This is a genomic window from Saccharopolyspora gloriosae (assembly GCF_022828475.1).
GTDB lineage: Bacteria > Actinomycetota > Actinomycetes > Mycobacteriales > Pseudonocardiaceae > Saccharopolyspora_C > Saccharopolyspora_C gloriosae_A.
This window is the reverse complement of sequence record NZ_CP059557.1, coordinates 1,910,449-1,932,636: the sequence shown is the minus strand read 5'-3', so window position 1 is coordinate 1,932,636 and position 22,188 is coordinate 1,910,449. Positions and strand designations below refer to the sequence as shown.

20 protein-coding genes and 1 pseudogene are annotated in these 22,188 nt (G+C 69.4%); 15 read left to right on the top strand and 6 right to left on the bottom strand.

Annotation, left to right across the window (positions count from 1 at the left end):
• The first annotated feature begins 218 nt into the window (after positions 1–218).
• Entirely contained in the window at positions 219–2,114 is a 1,896-nt protein-coding gene (htpG, locus tag H2Q94_RS08130) for a molecular chaperone HtpG (RefSeq protein ID WP_243793741.1), read from the top strand.
• 272 nt (positions 2,115–2,386) lie between these two features.
• Here the strand turns inward: htpG and H2Q94_RS08125 are convergent, their stop codons facing one another.
• Positions 2,387–3,196 carry an ion transporter gene (locus H2Q94_RS08125; RefSeq protein ID WP_243793740.1) on the bottom strand — a complete coding sequence of 270 codons (810 nt, stop codon included), beginning with the start codon at positions 3,194–3,196 and terminating at the stop codon, positions 2,387–2,389.
• Positions 3,197–3,335: 139 nt separating this feature from the next.
• On the bottom strand, positions 3,336–4,376 hold the full coding sequence (locus H2Q94_RS08120) for an NAD(P)-dependent alcohol dehydrogenase (protein WP_243793739.1): 1,041 nt from the start codon (positions 4,374–4,376) through the stop codon (positions 3,336–3,338).
• Between the two features lie 107 nt (positions 4,377–4,483).
• On the opposite strand from H2Q94_RS08120, the gene H2Q94_RS08115 reads away from it, so the two are divergent.
• On the top strand, positions 4,484–5,071 hold the full coding sequence (locus H2Q94_RS08115; protein ID WP_243793738.1) for a TetR/AcrR family transcriptional regulator: 588 nt from the start codon (positions 4,484–4,486) through the stop codon (positions 5,069–5,071).
• Positions 5,072–5,085: 14 nt separating this feature from the next.
• On the opposite strand, the gene H2Q94_RS08110 is transcribed toward H2Q94_RS08115, so the two are convergent.
• On the bottom strand, positions 5,086–5,739 hold the full coding sequence (locus H2Q94_RS08110) for a TetR/AcrR family transcriptional regulator (protein ID WP_243793737.1): 654 nt from the start codon (positions 5,737–5,739) through the stop codon (positions 5,086–5,088).
• 303 nt (positions 5,740–6,042) lie between these two features.
• Between H2Q94_RS08110 and H2Q94_RS30445 the strand changes: the two genes are divergently transcribed.
• The 4 genes and pseudogenes from H2Q94_RS30445 (at position 6,043) to H2Q94_RS08100 (ending at position 8,155) form a co-directional block, all read left to right on the top strand.
• A complete protein-coding gene (locus H2Q94_RS30445; RefSeq protein ID WP_258718671.1) occupies positions 6,043–6,171 on the top strand; it encodes a hypothetical protein in 129 nt (42 codons plus the stop codon).
• Positions 6,171–7,088: an alpha/beta hydrolase gene (locus H2Q94_RS08105; RefSeq protein ID WP_243793736.1), complete on the top strand. Its 918-nt coding sequence runs from the start codon at positions 6,171–6,173 to the stop codon at positions 7,086–7,088. The genes H2Q94_RS30445 and H2Q94_RS08105 overlap by 1 nt, the downstream gene beginning before the upstream one ends.
• 60 nt (positions 7,089–7,148) lie before the next feature.
• Positions 7,149–7,421 (top strand): annotated as a pseudogene (locus tag H2Q94_RS30865) (hypothetical protein); the annotation flags it as partial.
• Between the two features lie 158 nt (positions 7,422–7,579).
• Positions 7,580–8,155 carry a quercetin 2,3-dioxygenase gene (locus H2Q94_RS08100; protein ID WP_243793735.1) on the top strand — a complete coding sequence of 192 codons (576 nt, stop codon included), beginning with the start codon at positions 7,580–7,582 and terminating at the stop codon, positions 8,153–8,155.
• A gap of 242 nt (positions 8,156–8,397) precedes the next feature.
• Here H2Q94_RS08100 and H2Q94_RS08095 read toward each other — a convergent pair whose 3' ends face one another.
• The gene (locus H2Q94_RS08095; RefSeq protein WP_243793734.1) at positions 8,398–9,138 is read right to left on the bottom strand and encodes a nitroreductase; all 741 of its coding nucleotides are present in this window, start codon (positions 9,136–9,138) and stop codon (positions 8,398–8,400) included.
• A gap of 100 nt (positions 9,139–9,238) precedes the next feature.
• On the opposite strand from H2Q94_RS08095, the gene H2Q94_RS08090 reads away from it, so the two are divergent.
• The gene (locus H2Q94_RS08090) at positions 9,239–9,832 is read left to right on the top strand and encodes a TetR/AcrR family transcriptional regulator (protein WP_243793733.1); all 594 of its coding nucleotides are present in this window, start codon (positions 9,239–9,241) and stop codon (positions 9,830–9,832) included.
• 312 nt (positions 9,833–10,144) lie between these two features.
• Positions 10,145–11,959: a flavin-containing monooxygenase gene (locus H2Q94_RS08085; RefSeq protein ID WP_243793732.1), complete on the top strand. Its 1,815-nt coding sequence runs from the start codon at positions 10,145–10,147 to the stop codon at positions 11,957–11,959.
• Between the two features lie 234 nt (positions 11,960–12,193).
• Here H2Q94_RS08085 and H2Q94_RS08080 read toward each other — a convergent pair whose 3' ends face one another.
• Positions 12,194–13,450: a GAF domain-containing protein gene (locus H2Q94_RS08080; RefSeq protein WP_243793731.1), complete on the bottom strand. Its 1,257-nt coding sequence runs from the start codon at positions 13,448–13,450 to the stop codon at positions 12,194–12,196.
• Positions 13,451–13,776: 326 nt separating this feature from the next.
• On the opposite strand from H2Q94_RS08080, the gene H2Q94_RS08075 reads away from it, so the two are divergent.
• From H2Q94_RS08075 to H2Q94_RS08055, 5 genes are all read left to right on the top strand, one after another.
• Complete coding sequence (locus H2Q94_RS08075) at positions 13,777–14,475, top strand: type 1 glutamine amidotransferase domain-containing protein (protein WP_243793730.1); 699 nt, start codon at positions 13,777–13,779, stop codon at positions 14,473–14,475.
• Positions 14,476–14,825: 350 nt separating this feature from the next.
• Positions 14,826–15,155, top strand: a complete 330-nt coding sequence (locus tag H2Q94_RS08070) for a putative quinol monooxygenase (protein ID WP_243793729.1) — start codon at positions 14,826–14,828, stop codon at positions 15,153–15,155.
• Between the two features lie 118 nt (positions 15,156–15,273).
• On the top strand, positions 15,274–16,707 hold the full coding sequence (locus tag H2Q94_RS08065; protein ID WP_243793728.1) for an NDP-hexose 2,3-dehydratase family protein: 1,434 nt from the start codon (positions 15,274–15,276) through the stop codon (positions 16,705–16,707).
• Positions 16,704–17,684 (top strand): Gfo/Idh/MocA family protein, encoded by a 981-nt coding sequence (locus tag H2Q94_RS08060; protein WP_243793727.1) that lies wholly within the window; start codon positions 16,704–16,706, stop codon positions 17,682–17,684. The genes H2Q94_RS08065 and H2Q94_RS08060 overlap by 4 nt, the downstream gene beginning before the upstream one ends.
• Positions 17,684–18,442, top strand: a complete 759-nt coding sequence (locus tag H2Q94_RS08055) for an NAD-dependent epimerase/dehydratase family protein (protein WP_243793726.1) — start codon at positions 17,684–17,686, stop codon at positions 18,440–18,442. The genes H2Q94_RS08060 and H2Q94_RS08055 overlap by 1 nt, the downstream gene beginning before the upstream one ends.
• Positions 18,443–18,623: 181 nt before the next feature.
• Here the strand turns inward: H2Q94_RS08055 and H2Q94_RS08050 are convergent, their stop codons facing one another.
• The gene (locus tag H2Q94_RS08050) at positions 18,624–19,862 is read right to left on the bottom strand and encodes a nucleotide disphospho-sugar-binding domain-containing protein (RefSeq protein ID WP_243793725.1); all 1,239 of its coding nucleotides are present in this window, start codon (positions 19,860–19,862) and stop codon (positions 18,624–18,626) included.
• Positions 19,863–20,162: 300 nt separating this feature from the next.
• Here H2Q94_RS08050 and H2Q94_RS08045 point away from each other — a divergent pair, with 300 nt between their 5' ends.
• Both H2Q94_RS08045 and H2Q94_RS08040 read left to right on the top strand, forming a co-directional pair.
• Positions 20,163–21,158 (top strand): ATP-binding cassette domain-containing protein, encoded by a 996-nt coding sequence (locus tag H2Q94_RS08045; protein ID WP_309501135.1) that lies wholly within the window; start codon positions 20,163–20,165, stop codon positions 21,156–21,158.
• Positions 21,159–21,198: 40 nt separating this feature from the next.
• Complete coding sequence (locus H2Q94_RS08040; protein ID WP_243793724.1) at positions 21,199–22,029, top strand: ABC transporter permease; 831 nt, start codon at positions 21,199–21,201, stop codon at positions 22,027–22,029.
• The last annotated feature ends 159 nt before the right edge of the window (positions 22,030–22,188 follow it).

The following is a 22,188-nucleotide window of genomic DNA, read 5'->3' as shown; positions in this document are numbered from 1 at the left end:
GGACAGCGATTTCGCTGTGCAGCGGGCTACATGAGAAATCGATCCCGCAGCGAGGAAGCCGCTGAGGTTCCGCTACCCGGGTACCTCCGCAGGTCATGCTGGAGGGACCCTTCAGCGACCAAGTAACCTCACGCCCAGTGACCCCGGCCGATCCGGCCGGACGAACGACACCCCGGTTTTCGACGGCCGGATGTGATGTGCGGCCAGGAAGGAACTCAATGAGCACGCAGGTGGAAACGGCCGAATTCCAGGCCGAGGCGCAGAAACTGCTCCAGCTGATGGTGCACGCCATCTACTCGAACAAGGACACGTTCCTGCGGGAGCTCATCTCCAACGCCTCGGACGCGCTCGACAAGTTGCGGCTGGCTTCCTACCAGGACAAAGACCTGCAGGTCGACACCGACGACCTGCACATCCTGATCGAACCCGATCAGGAGCAGCGGACGCTGACGATCCGGGACAACGGCATCGGCATGTCCAAGGACGAGGTTCGCGACCTCATCGGCACCATCGCCAAGTCGGGCACCGCGGAACTGCTCCAAGAGCTCAAGGACACCTCCGACGGTGCCGCCGCGCAGGAGCTGATCGGGCAGTTCGGGCTCGGCTTCTACTCCAGCTTCATGGTCGCCGACAAGGTCACGCTGCTGACCCGCAAGGCCGGCGAGGAGTCCGCGACCCGCTGGGAATCCAGCGGCGAGGGCACCTACACGATCGAAACGGTCGACGAGTCCCCGCAGGGCACCGCGGTCACGCTGCACCTCAAGGCGGAGGACCAGGAGGACCGGCTGCTCGACTACGCCGACACCCGGACCCTCACGCAGATCGTCAAGAAGCACTCCGACTTCATCGCGTGGCCGATCCGGATGGAGGTGGACAAGCCCGGCGAGGACGGCGAGTCCACCCGCGAACTCGACACGATCAACTCGATGAAGGCGCTGTGGGCACGCCCCAAGGGCGAAGTCGAGCAGTCCGAGTACAACGAGTTCTACAAGCACGTCGCCCACGACTGGGCCGACCCGCTGGAGACCATCCACCTGCGGGCCGAGGGCACCTTCGAGTACCAGGCGCTGCTGTTCATCCCGGCGAACGCGCCGTTCGACCTGTTCTCCCGGGACCAGAAGCGCGGCGCTCAGCTCTACGTCAAGCGCGTGTTCATCATGGACGACTGCGAAGAGCTGATGCCGGAGTACCTCCGGTTCATCAAGGGCGTCGTGGACGCCCAGGACCTGTCGCTGAACGTGTCCCGCGAGATCCTGCAGCAGGACCGCCGCATCCAGATGGTGCGCCGCCGCCTCGTGAAGAAGGTCCTCACCACGGTGCAGGAGCTGCAGTCCAACGACGCCGAGCGCTACGCGACGTTCTGGGAGAACTTCGGGCAGGCCGTCAAGGAAGGCATCGTCGGGGACCCCGACAACAGCGAGCTCATCCTGGACATCTCCTCGTTCGAGTCGACGCGCGACGAGTCCGAGAAGACCACGCTGCGCCAGTACATCGAGCGCATGCCGGAGGACCAGGACGCGATCTACTACATCACCGGCAACTCCCGTAGCAAGATCGAGAACTCGCCGCACATCGAGGCGTTCCGGGACAAGGGCCTGGAAGTCCTGCTGCTGAGCGACCCGATCGACGAGATGTGGGTCGAGTCGGTGCCGGAGTTCGAGGGCAAGAAGTTCCAGTCCATCACCAAGGGCGAGGTCGACCTCGACGAGGACAAGGAGCAGGACGCCCAGCAGAAGGAGGACTTCGCCGGAGTTCTGACCTGGATGAGCACCGCGCTGTCCGACGACGTGAAGGAAGTGCGGCTGTCCTCGCGGCTGAGCAGCTCGCCCGCCTGCATCGTCGGCGACAACAACGACATGACGCCGACGCTGGAGAAGATGTACCGGGCGATGGGTCAGCAGGTGCCGCGGGTCAAGCGGATCCTGGAGATCAACCCGACGCACCCGCTGGTGAGCGGCCTGCGCAGTTCCTTCGACGAGAACGGCGAAGGCGAAGCCCTGACCGAGACCGCGCAGCTGGTCTACGGCATGGCGCTGCTGGCCGAAGGCGGTGAACTGCGCGACCCGGCGCAGTTCACCTCGCTGCTGGCGAACCGGCTCGCGAAGACGCTCTGAGGACCCGCCCGCCGCCCGTTCCGCGCGGAACGGGCGGCGGGCTCACGTCAGGGACGAACTGGTCTTTGCGGACTTCGGTCGCTGTCGTCTCAGCGGCGAAACCGCGCAGCAGTGACCGGCTGGAGCAAGACGACCACCGGCGGGTTCACAGCGGCTTCCTCGCGAGGACAGCGATTTCGTGGCACATCGGACATACCTGAGAAATCGCGCCCACACCGGCGAAGGGGCGGCGAGGTACCCACTGCGCAGGCATTTCCGCAACGGCGACGAACTCAGCTCTTTCCGGCAGGCTGGGCGGAATCCTCGCGCAGCTCGCGCATGTCGGTGCGCAGCTGCTGCACTTCCGCCAGCAGCGCCGCCATGGTGGCGTGCTCGTCCTCGACGCGCTGCCTGTCCTCCTGCCCGACCTGGGTCTCCATCGCGCTGACCGCGACGGCGATGAACAGGTTGAGCACGGTGAACGTGGTGACGGCGATGTAGACGACGAAGAAGATCCACGAAATCGGTCGCTCGGCCATGACCTCGCGGGCCACGTCGGACCAGGCCTCGCCGGTCATCACCTGGAACAGGGTGAACAGCGAATCGCCGAGGTGGCCGAAGTACTCCGGTGCGACGTCGCGGTACAGCGTGGTGGCGAGCACCGCGGACACGTAGAGGATCAGCGCGAGCAGCGCGCCGATCGAGGCCATCCCCGGCAACGCAGCCAGCAGCGCGGTGACCACCCGGCGCATCGTCGGCACCACCGAGATCAACCGCAGCACCCGCAGCACGCGCAGCGCTCGCAGCACGCCGAACGGCCCGCTGGCAGGCGCCAGCGCCACCCCGACGACCAGCAGGTCGAAGCAGTTCCACGGGTCCCGGAAGAACCGGAGGCGGTGCACGTAGAGCCGGGCGAGCAGCTCGCCGACGAAGATCGTCATCGCGGTGCGGTCGATGGTGTGCAGCAGGGCGCCGTACCGCGCCAGCAGGTGGGGCACCGTCTCCAGGCCGAGCGTGATCGCGTTGACCACGATCAGGCCGATGATGAAAGCGTGGAACCGGGGCGCTTCGACGACGTTCTCGACGCGCTCGCGCACGCTCATGCTCAACTCCCGCTGGGCGACTCCGTTTCGGACGGAGATCAACTTAACGCCCGCGGCACCGCCCCCACTTCCGGGGGATCACGCGGAGTGACGTGGCCCCCACTCCCGGCTCACCGGGAACGGGGGCCACGCGTACCGATCAGAGCGTCGCGGTGTCGATCACGAAGCGGTACCGCACATCGCTGGCGCGGACTCGCTCGTAGGCCTCGTTCACCTGCGCGGCGGAGATCACCTCGACCTCGGCGCCGATGCCGTGCTCGCCGCAGAAGTCCAGCATCCGCTGCGTCTCCGGGATGCCGCCGATCATCGAACCTGCCAGCGCCTTGTTGCCCGCGATCAACGAGAAGGCGTTGTAGGACAACGGTTCCGCCGGGGCGCCCACGTTGACCATGGCGCCACCCGCCGCGAGGGTCCCGAGGTAGGCGTCCACCGGCAGCTTCGCCGACACCGTGTTGATGATGAGGTCGAAGCGCCCCTTGAGCGTCTCGAACGTCGACTCGTCGGAGGTCGCGTAGTAGTCGGTGGCGCCCAACCGCAGCCCGTCCTCCTGCTTCTTGAGGCTCTGGCTGAGCACGGTCACCTCCGCGCCCATCGCGACGGCGATCTTGACCGCCATGTGCCCGAGCCCGCCGAGGCCGACGACGGCGACCTTCTTGCCGGGACCCGCGTGCCACTGGTTCAGCGGCGAGAACGTCGTGATGCCCGCGCACAGCAGCGGAGCGGCGACGTCGAGGCCGATGCCGTCGGGGATGCGGCAGACGAACGCGTCCTTGACGACGACCTGCTTGCTGTAGCCGCCGTAGGTGTTCTCGCCGTCGAAGCCGACGCCGTTGTAGGTCTGCACGTTGCCGCGTTCGCAGAACTGCTCGGTGCCCGCCCGGCACGGCTCGCACTCGCCGCAGGAGTCGACCATGCAGCCGACGCCCACGCGGTCGCCGACCTGGTAGCGGGTGACGTCGGAGCCGACGGCGGCAACGGTGCCGGCGATCTCGTGGCCCGGCACCATCGGGAAGATCGCGGTGCCCCACTCCTCCGCGGCCTGGTGCAGGTCGCTGTGGCAGATGCCCGCGTAGGCGATGTCGATCAGCACGTCGTCCGGACGCAGCGACCGGCGATCGATCGTGGTGCGTTCCAGCGGAGCTCCCGCTCGCGGCGCTGCCAATGCTGCTGTCGTGGTCATGACGTACTCCTTGCCTTGACGTGACCGGTATTGCCAGGTGCGCATACCTTTTCTAAAGTAAGAACCCTCTTACATCGTTCGCAACTCGAAGGGTTGTGATCTCGCACATGTCACGCGGCTACCACCACGGGGAGTTGCGCGCGGCGCTGGTCCGGGCGGCCCGCGAACTCATCGCCGAGCGAGGCGCCGAGTTCTCGGTGGCGGAGGTCGCCCGCCGTTGCGGGGTGAGCTCGGCGGCGCCGTACCGGCACTTCCCGGACCGCAACGCGCTGCTGGCCGAGGTCGCGCTCTCCGTCGCCCGCGAGCTGCACGGGGAGGTCACCGCCGCGATCGCGCGGCACGCGGACCCCGCGCGGCGGCTGGCGGCCGCGGCGGCGGCCTACACGGGGTACCTGGCACGCCACCGCGCCGGGCTGCACACCGTGTTCGCCGAACAGCTGCGCGGCGATCGCTTCCCCGAGCTGCGCGCCGAAGGCCGCGCGCTCACCGACGAATACCTGTCGCTGTGCTTCGCCGTGTCCCCCTCGGCCGAGCGGGCGTTGCTGCTGCTGGAACAGCTGCTGACCCAGGCCCACGGCTACGCGACGTTCTACCTGGACGGAGTGATGTCCATGCAGGGCTACGACTTGGACACCGTCACGGCCAAGTCGGCCGAAGCGGCGCTGACGATCATCACCGGCTCCCGGCTCGACTGAGCGGGCCGGCCGCGTCAGCGCGGCGGTGGACCATCGGATCGCGGGCTCTCGCCGCCCCGGTGCTCCTCCAGGAATTCCGCGGTGCTGCCGCTCATCAGCGCCGCCAGGTAGAACGTCATGTCCTCGATCGGTTCGCGCCGGGATTTCGCCAGCCAGGCCGTGACGGCCCCGATGAAAGCGTGCGACAGGAACGCGAGGAGGTATTCCGGCGGGCAGTAGGCCGCGTCGATCCTCGCCCCCAGGACCTCGAAGTCGTCCGCGAGCAACTCGCTCAACAGCAGGCGGCAGCGGCGCCGGAAGGCAACGCCGTCCGCACCTCGGCACAGCAGCCGCAGCAGGTCCGCGTGGTGCTCGATGACCACCAGGATCGCGTTGATCCGCAACGTCAGGATCGGATACAGGCCCGATTCCCGGCCCGCCTCGCGTTGCGCGGACCGGAACGCCTCCCGCAGCTCGCCGAGCAGCTGCCCGCGCAGCGACTCGACGTAGGAGCCGATGCCGTCGTGGTGCCGGTAGAACGTGGTCCGGCCGATCCCGGCCCGCCGCACCAGATCGGACGCCGTGACACCATCGAGCCCCGAATCCGCGCCCAGGTCGATCAAAGCGCGCCGCAGGGCCACCTCGACCCGATTCGGAACGGAACTCGTTCGGACGGCAGGTTTCGCCATCGAGCCATGTTCGCACCGGCGGCCGCGAGCGGTGCGGCGGACCGGACGATTCCGATCCTCGCATCGCTTTCCCGCGCAGGGACTTCCCCGCGCACGGATGTCCGGCAGGGTCCACCGGGCGGATCGCACCGAATGCGCGCCAGGCGCGGCTGCGTGACCCCTACGTCGCTGACCTGACATTCGGAACACCGGCCGGGCAAAGTGTTCCGCATCGGTTCGTCGTGCTTTCCGGACGCGGGGACACTGACCAACGGGAATGTGGCGGTCCCGGATGTGGGTGCCATCCAGCGGAAAGGACGGCGTATGCGTCTGCTCGGCCTGTCGTGCGGGCAGCGGGACGGGAGCACGGAAATCCTGCTGAAGGCGGCGATGCCGACCGCCGGGAAACGCGGGCGGTCCGGCTCGGCCAGCGCCGCCGGAACGGAGCGCTGATGCGGCGGGTTCAGGACGTCGTGTTCGCGCGGCGAGATTCAGGTCCGCTGCTGATGGACCTGGTCGTACCGGAGGGCGCGGGGCCGTTCCCCGCGATCGTGTGGCTGCACGGCGGAGGCTGGTTCACCGGTGACCGGACGTTGGCGCCGGACCTGGGCAGGTACTTCGCGGCACGCGGCTTCGTGATGGCCACCATCGAATACCGGCTCAGCGGTGAGGCGTTGTTCCCCGCCCAGCTGTTCGACGTTCGTGCCGCCATCCGGTACCTGCGGCGGCACGCCACCGACTTCGACATCGATCCGGGCGCGGTCGGGCTGTGGGGATCGTCCGCGGGCGGGCACCTGGCGACGCTGGCCGGGCTGCTCGGCCACCTGGACGCGGTGGACGGTGAACCCGCCGACTCCGGTGACGCCCGCGTGCAAGCCGTGTCGCAGGGGTACGGGCCGGTGGACCTGATCGAAGTCGTGGCGGCGGCCCCACCGGACTCGCGAGCCGACTCCCCGGAAGCGCGGCTGCTGGGCGGAATTCCGGCCGAGCACGCCGAACTCGCCGCCCGCGCGAACCCGTTGAGCCACGTCTCCGGCTCGGCGCCGCCGTTCCAGCTCCTGCACGGAACCGCGGACGTGCTGGTGCCGGACTCGCAGAGCACGGCGTTGCACACCGCGTTGGCCGCCGCAGGCGCGGAATCGACGCTGTACCTGCTCGAAGGCTTCCAGCACGGCTTCCTCAACCCGGGGGGTCGAGTCGAACCGGACGGACCGAAGGTCATGGACGACGGGCGGCTGGAAGCCCGACCCGGCGCCACCGCCCACTACCGGCGCGCACTGCCGGGCCAGGACGAAGCCACCGGAACGACCGGCGCCTCGTTCGACCTCATCGGCGACTTCTTCGCACAGCACCTCCAACGACAAGGATGATCATGCCCTCGGACCTCGAAGCGATCCACGATCTTGAACCGGTCGTGAACCGGCTCCCCGGTGAACCCGTGCCCTACTACCTGGCGAGCGGGGAAGGGCGGCGCTACGAACTCGACGGTCTGCTGTGGACGATCATCGCCCGGGGCAGCGACACCGGAGGGCTGTTCGACGCCGCCTACGTCAGCGGCGGGCGAGGCGCGGAGGTTCCGTTCCACGCGCACGCCTGGCCGGCAGCGCTCGTTCTACGTGTTCGACGGCAGCGTGCAGGTGTGGCTGGGTTCGCAGAGCCGGATTCTCAGCCGTGGCGATTCGCTGCACGTCCCTGCCGGAACACCGGTCGCCTACCGGATGCTGGCGCACGTGACCCGGCTGCTCACCTGGGCCGCTCCGGGCGGAGCACTGGAGTTCGCCGAACAGGTGGGCACCCCGGTGGACCGGCACATCCACTCCGGTCACCCGAGCTCGCCGACCCGCCGGAGCGGCTGGCGGAAGTGGGCGCACCGCTGGGGATCACCTTCCCCGCCCTGCCGTCGCCGGATCCGCAGGACGTGTGGGACGCGGAGCTGCCGCAGGGCGCGCAGCCGTACTTCCTGCGGCGCGGCGAGGGTGATCGCCGGGAGACCGGGGACGGCCTGAACACCTATCTCACCCGCGGCGCGAACACCGCGGGCCGGTACTTCGCGGTGGACACCATCGGTGCGCGCGCCCCGTACTTCATCCGGCACTTCCACCGGCTGCACACGGAGAACTTCGTGTGCGTGTCCGGGCGGGTGTGGCTCTACGTCAACGGCCACGAGGTGCTGCTGACCGAGGGCGACTTCGTGCACGCCCCGGCGGGCACGATCCACACGTTCTCGTTCGACGCGCACAACACCCGGATGCTCGGCATCCTCACGTCGGACGTGTTCGAACCGTTCTTCGACCTCACCGGCCGCCCCACCGAGCTGCACGTGCACCCCGAAGGACCCGCCGGGCTGGCGGTGGACCCCGCGGAACTCGCCGCCGCCGACCTGGATCTCGTCGTGGTGGGACCGCCGCCGCAACGCGCGAAGGCGCTCGACATCTGATCCGCCCGGGCGTCCCGCCGAACGAGCGACATCCGGCCGCAACGGTCCGGCAACCGTTCCGCACGGCGGGCTGAGCTGGGGTCCCTGCTGGAAAGACGTCATCATCGGGGAGGACCTCGGTTCGGCGGGAGGACCTCATGCCCCAGACCCTCCAGACAACGGCCGTCGCCGTCCGATACGCGGCGACCGTGCTGTTCGCAGCCCTCAACGAGTGGCCGTGACCAGCGCTTTCGGGACCGGATCTAGGTGTGGAACGTGGTGGTTGCCTCCAGAGCCGCCCGCCCGGTCGCGCCCCGGTTCACCGCCGCATTCTCGTCGGCGTAGCCGAAGGAGATACCCACGAGCAGCTTCCCCTCGTCCACCCCGAGCTGATCGCGGACGGTGTCGGCGTAGAAGCTGAGCAGGCCTTGCGGGCAACTGGCCACACCGTAGCCGGTCATGGCCAGCAGCAGCGTTTGCAGGTAAGCGCCGGCGTCGGCGGCCAGTCGCGGCCCGCCGTCGCCGGTGACGAACAAGAACGCGGCATGGGGCGCCCCGTAGAAGCCCAGACTTTCCGCGTCGTAGGCCGCGCGAGCCGGGTGGTCGTCGGGGCCGATGCCCAGCGCTCCGTACAGACCGGCACCGAAGGCTGCCCGACGTTCCTGGTGGACGGGGGCGTACATGTCCTCGGAGTACGGGTAGTCGGCCATGACGCGTCGCTCGGCGTGGGCCGTTCGCAGAGCGTCGGCCAGACGGTCTCGCCGTGCGCCACCGATCACCTCGACCCGCCACGGCTGCGCGTTGGAATTGGACGGCGCGGCGCCGGCCAGGGAGAAGACCTCGCGCAGAGTGTCCTCGGGTACCGGGTCGGGGCGGAATGCGCGGGTCGCGCGGCGCCCGCGGATCAGCTGTTCGGCGTACTCCGACGTTCGTGTCCCGCCCGGCCGCGTCCCGCCGGTGGGCTCCTCGCCCGTGCGTGTCCGGGTGAAGACCGGTCCGCTCATGGAACTCTCCTCAGGATCGCCTAAGTAAACGAAAACGTTTACCTGATGGCACTATAGCCAGCCATCCCCTCCGAAGTAAACAAGAACGTATACTTACGTCATGGCCACGATGACGACGGCGCCGCGACGACCGGGGCGCGGAGGGCGGGAGCGCATCCTGGCCGCCGCGGCCGGACTGTTCGCGACCCAGGGGATCAACGCGACCGTCATGGAGCAGATCGCGGAGCGGGCGCCGGTGTCCAAGCGCACCCTCTACGCACACTTCAGGACCAAAGACGAGCTGGTCCTGGCCCATCTCAAGGACCTCTCCTCGACGGGACGCACCCTGGAGGGCGTGCTGGCACGCGAGGACATCCCCGCCAAGGACCGAATCCTCGCACTGTTCGACCCGCCCCCGACCGGCACGGATCCCGTGCGCGGATGCCCGTTCATCGACGCCGCCGCGGAGTTCCCCGACCCCCAGGGCGCGGTCCACTCCTACGCTCGCGAACAGAAACTCCTGATGGCGCGGCTGGTGACCGAGCTGGTAGCGGAACTGGGCTGCCGCGAGCCCGCCGTCCTCGCCGAGCAACTCGTGACCCTCGCGGACGGCGCCGCCAGCCGCGCCATGGTGCTGGGTGAGTCGAACTACGGTCGGCACGCGCGGACAGCGGCGGAGACCCTCCTGGAAAACGCGCTCCCGACCACGATCTGACAGGCCCCGCCGGGTTGCTCGGTATGCCCAGCGCCTGATGCGAAGATCCCGCCGCTCGACCCGGGACTTTCACAACAGGCACTAGTCCGACGACGACGGAGCCGGCGTTCGACGCCTCGTGGGCGACTTGCCGTGCCTTGCCCGAACGATCTGCGCGAGCCTGCGGCCCCACGGGTTCATCGCGCGTCCCACCGAACGGGGGACATCGGTTCGCAACGGTCCGGCAACCCTTCCGCGCGACGCGCGGCCTGCTGTTACCTGCTGGAAAGACGTCATCATCGGGGATGACCTCGGTTCGGCGGGAGGACCTCCATGTCCCAGACCCTCCAAGCAACGGCCGCCACCTCCGCGCGGGACCGCGCGCAGGCGTGGCTGGCGGAATTCGAGGCGGCGCTGGCCGCGCGCGACGCGGACCGGGCGGCCGGCCTGTTCGCCACCACGTCGTTCTGGCGCGATCTGGTCGCGTTCACCTGGAACCTGAAGACGGTCGAGAACCGCGACGAAGTGGCCGACCTGCTGCGCGCCACGATGGACGCCGCCGACGCGCACGAGTTCCGCGTGACCGAAGAACCGGTCGAATCCGGCGGGATCGTGGAGGCGTGGTTCGGCTTCGAGACCGCGGCGGGCCGCGGCGAAGGGCACCTGCGGCTCACCGACGACGGCGCGTGGACGTTGCTGACCACGCTGCACGAGCTGAAAGGCTTCGAGGAACCCAGCGGGTACCGCCGCCCGATGGGAGCCGAACACGGCGTCGACCCGGACCGGCGGACGTGGCGGGAGGCACGGGACGCCGAACTGGCCGAGCTGGGCGACTCGCGGCAGCCGTACGTGCTCGTCGTCGGCGGCGGCCAGGGCGGCATCGCGCTGGGCGCGCGGCTGCGGCAGCTCGACGTCCCGCACATCGTGGTGGACCAGCACGAACGGCCGGGGGATCAGTGGCGCGGCCGGTACAAGTCGCTGTGCCTGCACGACCCCGTCTGGTACGACCACCTGCCGTACCTGGACTTCCCGCGCAACTGGCCGGTTTTCGCGCCGAAGGACAAGATCGCGGACTGGCTGGAGATGTACACGAAGGTCATGGAGATCAACTACTGGGGTTCGACCCGGTGCGTCTCCGCCTCCTACGACGACCAGGCGCAGGAATGGACCGTCGAGCTCGACCGGGACGGCACGCCGATCACGTTGCGGCCCGAGCAACTCGTGCTCGCCACCGGTGTGTCCGGCAAGCCGAACGTGCCCTCGTTCCTCGGCCAGGACCGGTTCCGCGGCGAACAGCACCACAGCTCCCAGCACCCCGGCCCCGACACCTACCGGGACAAGCGGGTCGTGGTGATCGGCTCGAACAACTCCGCGTTCGACATCTGCGGAGCGCTGTGGGAAGTCGGCGCGGACGTGACCATGGTGCAGCGATCCTCCACGCACATCTCGAAATCGGACTCGCTGCGGGAATTGTCGCTGGGGCCGTTGTACTCCGAGCAGGCCGTGGCGGCGGGCATGACCACGCAGAAGGCCGACCTGACGTTCGCGTCGATGCCGTACCGGATCATGCCGCAATTCCAGAAACCCGCCGTGGAAGCCATGAAGGAACGCGACGCGGAGTTCTACGCGCGGCTGGAGGAGGCCGGTTTCCAGCACGACTTCGGCGACGACGACTCCGGGCTGTTCATGAAGTACCTGCGGCGAGGCTCCGGGTACTACATCGACGTCGGTGCGGCCGACCTGATCGCCGACGGGCGGGTGCCGCTCGCGCACGGGCAGGTCGCCGAGCTCACCGAGGACTCGGTGCTGCTGGCCGACGGCACCGAACTGCCCGCCGACCTCGTCGTCTACGCGACGGGCTACGGCTCGATGAACGGGTGGGCCGCGGACCTGATCAGCCAGGAAGTCGCGGACAAGGTCGGCAAGGTGTGGGGACTCGGCTCCGACACCACCAAGGACCCCGGTCCCTGGGAGGGCGAACAGCGCAACATGTGGAAGCCGACCCGGCAGGACGGCCTGTGGTTCCACGGCGGCAACCTGCACCAGTCCAGGCACTACTCGCTGTACCTCGCGCTGCAGCTGAAAGCCCGGGCGGAAGGCCTCCCCACCCCGGTCTACGGCCTCCAGAAGGTCCATCACACGAGCTGAGCACGAAGCCCGCGTCGATCCACCCGTCCCGCCGTCCCGGTTGATCCCAGCCGGGACGGCGGGACGTTCACCGTTCGGAGGACGGCGGGGCGCGAAGAAGCTCGAACGTCACCCGCGAACATCACGCGGAGCGGCCCCGCGGCGCTCGCCTCGACGCACCGCCCGAGACCGGCGGATCCCGGTGACCTGGAGCAGCACCGAGTGCTGCCCGAGCAGCAGAAATCCGAAGGGTGATCAGCGCGGGGATGCGTGGACGAGGCGGTGGATTCCAGGGGCCGTGGATCGGGTCGCCAGTGCGCAGCCGGTGAGGTCGGGCAGCGGGAAATCCACTCCGGGTGCGATCCGGTACGGGCGGGCCAGCACCACTCCCCCGAGCGTTCTGCGCAGGCGGGACACTTCGGCGCGCACCGTCACCAGGTGCGTTCGGTCTCCGTAGAGGGCCTCCGAGAGCTGCGCGGCCGACATGCCCGCCGCACCCGCCCCGGCCAGCAGCACCAGCAACTCCGCGTGCCGCACCGACAACGGGTGCTCCCAGCGGCTCGACCCTTCGACCACGGCACGCGGCGGAGCGGAATCCAGGTCGAGCGTGAGCCGCAGCCGCGGACCACGTGCCGGGCGCAGCAACCAGCCGCCCGGCACCGGTTCCGGTACGCAGTCGCCCACTCCGTGCACCACCAGCGGTATCCCGTCGCGCGGCACCGCCACCCGGTCGGGTCCGGCGAAGCCCGCGGCGGCCGCGACCCAGCCGTGCTCGTCGACGACCAGCCCCGTCCCGCTCAACCCGGCCAGCAGCGGCCCCGCGATCTGCCGCAACGACTCCAGTCGTCGCTCGTGTCCGCGCCACAGGCTCGCCTCGGCGAGCTTCACGGCCGTGCCGACCAGCGCCACCGTCATCGGATGGATCGTGTCCGTCGGCCCGCTGACGTCCACGATCCCCAGCAGCTCCCCCGTGCGCGGATCGTGCAGCGGAGCGGCGGTGCAGGTCCACACGTGGTGCGCGCGCAGGAAGTGCTCGGCGGCGAACATCTGCACCGGTGCGCCCTCCGCCAGCGCGGTTCCGATCGCGTTGCCGCCGACGACGCCTTCGGACCACCGGGCGCCCTCGGCGAAGCCGATGTCGTCGGCGAGGCGGCGAACCTTGCTGGCCCCTTCGCGCCACAGCACGACCCCGTCGGAATCGGTCACGACCATCACGTGCCGCGAATCCTCGGCCACCGAGGTCAACGCGGTGCGCAGCTCCGGCAGCACCGGCCGGAGCCCGGAGCGCTCGCGGCGCCGCTCGACCTCCCCGGTGCCCGCCGGATCCGGCGGAATCCGCAGGTCCGGGTCGACTCCCTGCGCCCGCGCACGCCGCCACGACCGGGCGACCAAATTGCGCGGCTGGACCGGTGCACGACCGCCGGAGAACAGCGCGTCGTGGACCTGCGCCAGAACCCTGGCGCGGCTGCGCACATCGGTTCCGGGCCGCATCACGCGGACGTCCTCGTCCACAACCACCTCCCCGCGTCACGCGACGGCACGAGGCCGACTCGTGTGGCCCACACCATAACCACGGACCACCCGCCGGACGGAAGACCGCGGGTCCACCGGACACCGGCCGCGACGGCCGTGTGCACCGAAGAACGCGGCGAACTGCACCCCGTCGGCGGACCACCGGAGCGGACACCGGGACGAGAATTCCCTTGCCGAACAACGAGAACAGATCAATCCACTTTAGACGGAATAATGCGGGGGCCGCCGTGGTTGACACCGGTGTGCCGAGGCACGCCCATGATGGGCGTGCACAGGAACGACCGACGCCTCAGGAGGGCCGCCCCATGGCGAAGATCCTGTTCGTGCTGACCGGAGCCGACCACTGGACGCTGGCCGACGGCAGCAAGCACCCGACCGGATTCTGGGCGGAGGAGGCCGTAGCGCCCTACCGCGCGTTCACCGCGGCCGGATACGACATCACCGTGGCCACTCCCGGCGGCGTGCGGCCCACCGTCGACCAGGGCAGCCTGGGCGCGGGCGCCAACGGCGGGCAGGAGCAGGCCGACGCCGTGGCGAACGGGCTGGAGACGTTCACCGAGCTCAACGACCCGATCAACCTGGACGACGTCGACCTCGCCGACTACGCCGCGGTCTTCTACCCCGGTGGACACGGCCCGATGGAGGACCTCGCGGTCGACGCCGGGTCGGGCCGGTTGCTGGCCGCGACCCTCGACTCCGGCAAGCCGCTGGGCGTCGTCTGCCACGCCCCGGCCGCGCTGCTGGCCACCGAGCAGGGCGGCTCCTCGCCGTTCACGGGTTACCGGCTCACGGCGTTCACCAATGCCGAGGAACAGCAGGTCGGGTTGGCCGACAAGGCGAAGTGGCTGGTGCAGGACCGCCTCGTGCAGCTCGGTGCGGATTTCCAAGAGGGCGCCCCGTGGGAACCGAACGTGATCGCGGACCGCAACCTGTTCACCGGCCAGAACCCCGCATCCTCAGCCCCGCTGGCGAACCAGATCATCAAGTCCCTGGCCTCGCGGTGACCTTCGCGGGGAGCCGGTAGCCGGCGGAACCTCCGTGAGCCCTGGCCCGTGCGTTGGCATTTTCCCGAGTGGTTTCGCCACGAGGGAAAATGCCGTCCTCGCGAGAGGCTCACTGAGAACCCGCCGGCGACCGGCTGTTCGACGTGGGCTATGCGCTAACGCGCATCCAAGCACGGCCTCCGGCCGCCAGGCACGGATTCGCGCCGGCAAGGCGAAGGCAGCGGAGCCCTGCACCGGATTCGCATTATCAGCATGTGACAACGCGGGTTCTCCGGCGGTTTCCGAGAGGTCATCATGCACTCGTCGCCGGGTGCGTCCCCGGTCAATCCAGCCACCACCAGGAGCCAGCCGTGATCTTCATCGTCGTCAAGTTCACCGTCCGTCCCGACCGCGCCGAGCAGTGGCTCTCGCTGGTCGACGACTTCACCCAGGCGACCCGCAACGAACCGGGCAACCTGTTCTTCGACTGGTCCCGCAGCGTCGACGACCCGAACGTCTTCGTGCTCACCGAAGGCTTCGCCTCCCAGGAAGCCGGGGCCGAGCACGTCCAGTCGGCGCACTTCAAGGCCGCCATCGAGCTGATGTCCGAAGCGGTCGCCACCACCCCGGACATCATCAACGTCGAAACCTCCGGCGATGGCTGGTCCAAGATGGGCGAGGTGACGCCGAAGGGCGTCTGACCGCACGACGTTCCGGCGGGATTGGGGTTTCGCCTACTTTTTCCCCGATAGGAATGGGGTTGCGACCCGGCGGGCCGCGCCAGCGAACCGCCGGCATCACCGTCGTGAGGAGACCCCAATGGCGCGTTCCGCCGGAACGGGCTTGCTGCGCAAGCCGGACACGACGCTGCCGCACCGCTTGGCGCGCTCGGCCGGCACCGAACAGGACGCGCTGCATCCCACCGAAGACCTGTTCGCCTGGATCGAGGAACGCAACGCCGAACAACTGCACGACGTCCGGCTCATTCCGTTCGCGGAGCTGAACAAATGGCGCTTCGATGACGCCACCGGCGACCTCGGCCACGACAGCGGCAAGTTCTTCAGCATCCAAGGCCTGCGAGTGCACAGCGACTACGGTCCGGTGCGCACCTGGACGCAACCGATCATCAACCAGCCCGAGATCGGCATCCTCGGCATCCTGGTGCGCGAGATCAACGGCGTGCTGCACTGCCTGATGCAGGCGAAGACCGAACCGGGCAACGTCAACGGCGTGCAGCTGTCCCCGACGGTGCAGGCCACCCGCAGCAACTACACGCGGGTGCACGCGGGCAACGCGGTGCCGTACCTGGAGCACTTCCGGGACGCCGACGCGCAGCACGTGCTCAGCGACGTCCTGCAGTCCGAGCAGGGCTCCTGGTTCTTCCGCAAGCGCAACCGCAACATGATCGTCGAGGTGCACGAGCCGGTCGCCGAGCACGACGACTTCCGCTGGGTGACGCTCGGCCAGCTGCACCGGCTGCTGGCCGTGGACAACCTGGTGAACATGGACTCGCGCACCGTGCTGTCCTGCATGCCCGGCGGTTTCGAAGGAGCCGCGGCGGAACCCGGCGGTGTGGCCGAGTCGCTGGAACGCTCCCGCGATCCGCTCTCCGGCACCCTGCACACCACCGCCGAGGTCCGCAGCTGGATCACCGCGCAGCAGTCCGAGCACCTGGTGCGCACTGACCTGATCCCGCTGGCCGGGGTGCGGCGGTGGCGGCGCACCCCGAACGAGATCCACCACGAGCTCGGCACCTTCTTCAACGTCGTCGCCGTCGACGTGCGCAGCAACAGCCGCGAAGTCGGCGGCTGGACCCAACCGCTGCTGCGGCCCTACGGCACCGGCATGGTGGCGGTGCTGGTGAAACGGGTCGACGGTGTGCTGCACGCGCTGATGAATGCGCGCGTCGAACCCGGGTACCTCGATGTGGTGGAGTTGGCACCGACCGTGCAGTGCACGCCTGAGAACTACACCGGACTCGGCGTGCAATACCGGCCGCCGTTCCTGGACCTGGTGCTCGACCGCCATCCTGAGCAGGTGCTGTTCGACACCGAACTCTCCGAAGAGGGCGGGCGGTTCCACGAAGCCCGCAACCGGTACCAGATCATCGAAGTCGACGCGGACTTCCCGGACGCCGACCTGCCGGACTACCGCTGGCTGACGCTGCACCAGCTCACCGAGCTGCTCAAGCACAGCCACTACGTCAACGTGCAGGCCCGCAGCCTCATCGCCTGCCTGCGGGGCCTGCGGTGAGCGCGCCGGTGCGGCTGGGCGTGCTGGGCTGCTCGGCGATCGCGCGGCGCCGCACGCTGCCCGCCGTCGCCGACGTGCCGGAGCTGACCACGGCGGCCGTGGCCAGCAGGGACGCGGCGAAGGCCGCGGAGTTCGCCGCGCGGTTCGGCGGCACGGCCACCGGCTACGACGAGCTCATCGCCGATCCGGAGATCGACGCGATCTACCTCTCGCTGCCGACTGCGCTGCACCACGAGTGGACGTCGCGCGCGTTGCGGGCAGGCAAGCACGTGTTGTGCGAGAAACCGCTCACCGATGACGCCGCCCGCACCCGCGAGCTCACCGGGCTCGCGCGGGAGAAAGGCTTGGTGCTGCGGGAGAACTTCGCGTTCCTGCACCACCCGCAGCACGTGAAGGTCGCCGAACTCGTCGCCGACGGACGGATCGGTGCGCTGCGCACGTTCACCGCGACGTTCGGCATTCCGCCGCTGCCCGCCGCGGACATCCGCTACGACCGGGAACTCGGCGGCGGCTCGCTGCTCGACGTCGGGGTGTATCCGTTGCGGGCGGCGCAACTGCTGCTCGGGCCGGGTCTGTCGGTGGCGGGCGCGACGCTGCGGGTCGACGAACGACTCGGCGTGGACCTGGCCGGGCACGTGCTGCTGGTATCGCCGGAGGGCGTGTTCGCCGACCTGGAGTTCGGTTTCCAGCACACCTACCGGTCGAGCTACGGGCTGTGGGGCTCCGCTGCGGCGCTGAGCCTGGATCGCGCGTTCACCCCTCCCGCCGAACACCGCCCGGTGCTGCGCATCGACGAGCAGGACCACGCGGAGGTGCTCACGCTCGGCGCCTCCCACCAGTTCCGCGCCTCCATCGCCGCTTTCGCCCACGCCGCGCGGGATCGCGGCCCGGACGAGCCCGCTTGGCTCGACGCGGCCGACGAGACGGCTCGGCTGATCACCGAAGTGCGCGAGCAGGCGGTTCGGGTACGGGCCTGATGGAGATCGTCGGCAACGGATTCCTCGCCCGCCACTTCACGGCTCACTTCGGCGACGCCCACCCCGATGTCACGGTGATCGCCGCCGGGGTGTCGACGACGGCCGCGGCCGACACCGCCGGGTTCGACCGGGAGGCCGCGCTCGTCGGCGAGGTGCTGCGCCGTTGCCGCAAGGACGGGCGGCGGGTGGTGTTCCTGTCGACTTCGTCGGCAGCGCTCTACGGGTCGGACGGGCTGCCGGGCGTGGAGGACGGGCCGGTGTTCCCGATCAACGCCTACGGCAGGCACAAACTCGCGCTGGAGCGGGTCTGCGAGCTCTCCGGTGCCCGATATCTGGTGCTGCGGCTGACGCATCTCGTCGGCGACGGGCAGCAGCCGGAGCAGTTGCTGCCCACGCTGGCTCGCGGTGTGCTCGCCGGTTCCGTGACGGTGCACCCGGAGGCGTACCGGGATCTGCTGGACGTGCGCCACGTTCCGCCGGTGCTCGACGCGTTGTGCGCACGGGACGTGCACGGTACGGCGGTGAACGTGGCCTCCGGTTCACCGATCGCCGTCCCGGACATCGTGGACGGGTTGCAGCGGCGGCTCGGGGTGGACGCCGAGCGGCGCCTGGTGCGGCGTGCACCGCAGCTCACCCGGGTGAGCCTCGCGAAGCTGCACCGCCTGGTGCCGGAGTTCGCCGACCTCGACTTCGGCCCCGCCTACCTCGACGAGCTCCTCGACCGCTACTTCGACTCCTACTCCCCAGCAACCGCCTGAGGCGAACGCCCCTTTCGCCCAGTCCTATTGGTCGAACGAGCCGTTCACCCCACCGATCTCCGGGTCAACGGCCCGTTCGACCAAACCTATTGGTCGAACGAGCCGTTCACCCCGCCGATCTCCGGGTGAGCGGCCCGCTCGGCTGGACGGAGCTGGTGGAGGGGTGTTCGGCTGAGGGAGGTCAGGGGACGAGGGTCGTGAGGGTGGGGACGGCCTCGGCGGGGGTGGGGAGTTCTGCTGCGGCGGTGGCGAGTTCGGTGGCGGACTTCGTGAAGGCGGGCTCCGCGAGGAGGCGGCCCAGGGCGGTCGTGATGCCTTCGGTGTCGGCTTCCCAGTTGGGGATGTCCAGGCCTGCGCCGGAATCCGTGACTCGGCGGGCCATCGCCGTCTGGTCGAAGCCGCAGGGCAGCGACAGCTGCGGCACCCCGGCCACCACCGAGGTCATCGTCACTCCCCCGCCGCCGTAGTGCACCACCGCGTCGCAACCGGGCAACACCAGGCTCAGCGGGACGTCGTTGCGCACGTGCACCGAATCCGGCAGCGGGCCGCAATCCTGCGCGTCGGCGGGCGAGGACAGCAGCAGCACCTCGTAGCCGAGGGTCGTGGCGGCGTGCACCACCTGCGGCATCTTGTTCACCGTCGCGCCGAACGTGCGCGTCGCCGACCGGCCCCACACCACGCACACCCGCGGCCGGTCGGTGCGCGGCGGCAGGTCCAGCGGCGCCGCGCCCGGACCGTTGTACGGGACGTAGCGGGCCGGGATGCGATGTTCGCCGTTGTTCGGCTTGATCAGGTCCGGACAGGGATCGAGCACGTGGTCGATGTGGTGAAACCCCATCTCGCCGACGCCGTAGCGGGCGAACGCGGCGCTGGTGTCGACCGGCACGGCCGGCTGGGCCTTCGCGCCACCACCGACGGGGCTGTAGTCGTCGCCGGTGCCCACCGGACCCCACAGCTGGAGCACGTCGGGCACTCCGGTCACCTTGGCGACCAGCGGTCCTTCCAGGCTCATCATGTCGTGCACCACAAGATCCGGTTTCCAGTCGCGGCCGTAGGCCACGGCGGCGTCGGTGCTGCGGGTGGCGCGTTCCAGCAGCGTGGGGCGCAGTTGTTCGTGCCACGCACCGAAATCGAAGGCGGCGAGGTCGAGCGGTTTACCTGTCTCCGGGTGCAGCGGTGGCGTCGGATACGGCCAGTTGCCCTGGTACGCGCCGATCAGGTTGATCATGCGCGCGCCGAGCAGCAGGTCGATTCCCTCCAGCACCGGCACCGGAGTCAACCCGGCACGCGTCACGGCGTCCACATCGGACTCCGCGCAGAGCACCCGGACGTCGTGGCCCGCGGCGCGCAGCGCCCAGCCGAGCGGCACCATCGGGAAGTAGTGCCCAGGCCACGAGGACACCGAGAACAACACTCGCATGGGCATTTCCTTCGCTCGGCGGGATGCGTTGCGCAGCCACGCTACGACCGCGGCGAGTGGGGTGATCCCTAGTGTTGCGGGGCGTTTCGCAACCCGGCTCGCGGCGTTACAGTCGTGTGATCCGCCGCCATCCGTGCGATCAGCCGGAAGCTAGTCTTCGCACGAGTGTTTTGTTGTTACGAGCGGTTGGTGCCCCCGCTGATCCGTGCCGCATGCTCGGCCCGCGGCTCCGGGGGACTCGCGGCCCACACCTGGACGGTCCCCTGGACACACGACGACCCAGTTGTGGGGGATTCATCCATGACCGCGCTGACCACGGCCCCCGACGGCCGACCCGCTCGCGGCAGCAACGACACCGACGCACCGATGATCGAGGCGATCGGGGTCGGCAAGTCCTTCGGTTCGGTGCCCGCGCTGGAGTCGGTGACTCTGGCCGTGCCGAAGGGTTCCGTGCTCGGATTGCTCGGGCACAACGGTGCGGGCAAGACGACGCTGGTGAACATCTTGACCGCCATGGTGCCCGCCGGTTCGGGCGTCGCGCGGGTCGCCGGGTTCGACGTCGCGGCCCAGCCCAAGGAAGTGCGCAAGCGCATCGGCCTGACCGGGCAGTTCGCCTCCGTGGACGAGGAGATGAGCGGCCGCGACAACCTGATCATGTTGGCTCGGCTGCTCGGCGCCGACGGCGGCCGGGCCCGCAAGCGCGCCGGTGAGCTGCTGGAGGCGTTCGACCTCACCGAGGCCGCGCATCGGCGGGCGCGCACCTACTCGGGCGGGATGCGGCGCAGGCTGGACCTGGCGGCCTGCCTCGTCGGGAACCCCGAAGTGATCTTCCTGGACGAGCCGACGACCGGCCTGGACCCGTCGAGCCGGATCGCCATGTGGGGCATCGTGGAACGCCTCGTCGACGAGGGCACCACGGTGCTGCTGACCACCCAGTACCTCGACGAGGCCGATCGGCTCGCCGACACGATCACCGTGCTGTCGGCCGGGAACGTCGTGGCCTCCGGTTCCGCTTCGGAACTGAAGGCTCAGGTCGGGCAGCGCACGGTGACGGTGGTGCTGGAGCCCGGGACCGACCCGGAAACGGGCTGTGCGGCGCTGCGCCGGGCCGGAATGGAACCGTCGGTCGGCAGGGACGGCACCGCGATCGTCACGCCGATCGAGGCCTCGCGGGACACGGCCACGGTGATCCGGGTGCTCGACGACGCCGGGATCGAAGCGGCCGAACTGGCCTTCGGCGAGCCGACGCTCGACGACGTGTACCTCGCGCTCGCCCGCCACTCCAAGCATTCCTGAACCCGTTCCGCGCGAACCCACCGACCACAGTGGAGCGAGCATGACCACCACGTTGCCGTTGAACACGGGCAGCACGACCCTGGCACCGCGCTGGAACGGGAGTTCCGCGGTGACGCAGATCGTCGTGCTCACCGCCCGATCCCTGCGCTCGTTCATCACCGATCCCGGCCTGGTGCTGGTGGGCCTGATCCAGCCGGTGATGACGTTGTTCGTGTTCACCCAGATCTTCACGAACTTCGCGCTCGCCGCGGATCTGCCCGCGGGAACCGAGTACCTGGACTTCCTGATGCCCGCCGTGCTGGTGAACCACGTCGTGCAGACCTCGTCGCAGACCGGCATCGGCCTGGTGGAGGACCTGCGCAACGGCATCGTCGCGCGGCTGCGCTCGCTGCCGATCATGCCGAGTTCGCTGCTGCTGGCGCGCAGCACCTCCGACCTGGTGCGCAGTGCGTTGCAGGTGCTGCTGATCCTGGTGCTGGCGGTGACCGTGCTGGGCTATTCGCCGCAGGGCGGCATCGCGGGGATGGTGCTGTCCTCGCTGCTCACCCTCGGCGTCGGGAGCGCGTTGAGCTGGGCTTTCCTCGCGATGGGCGCGTGCCTGCGACGCACCGAGCCGATGCAGAACATCAGCATCCTGGTGATGGTGCCGCTGATGTTCATCTCCAGCGCGTTCGTGCCGATCGCGGAACTGCCGGACTGGCTGGAGTTCATCGCGCGCATCAACCCGCTCACCTACGCCGTGGACGCCTCCCGCGCGGTCGCACTCGGGCTGGACGGCACCCACCTCGTCGGCCCGTCACTGCTGGTGAGCGCTCTGGTGGCGCTGGTGAGCGCGGTGGTCGCCGTGCGCGGTTTCCGCCGCCCGCTGTAGCACCGCTTCCTCGTCGAAGGCCTGTCGCGATCTTCTCGCGGCAGGCCTTTCGTCGTTCGCGTCCGCCCGATCATCGGTTTCGCCGGCCCGCTTCCGGCCGCCGATTCGCTCCCGAATCAAGTGCCGGATCACTCTTCACCCTGGTGCGCCGGGAAAAAG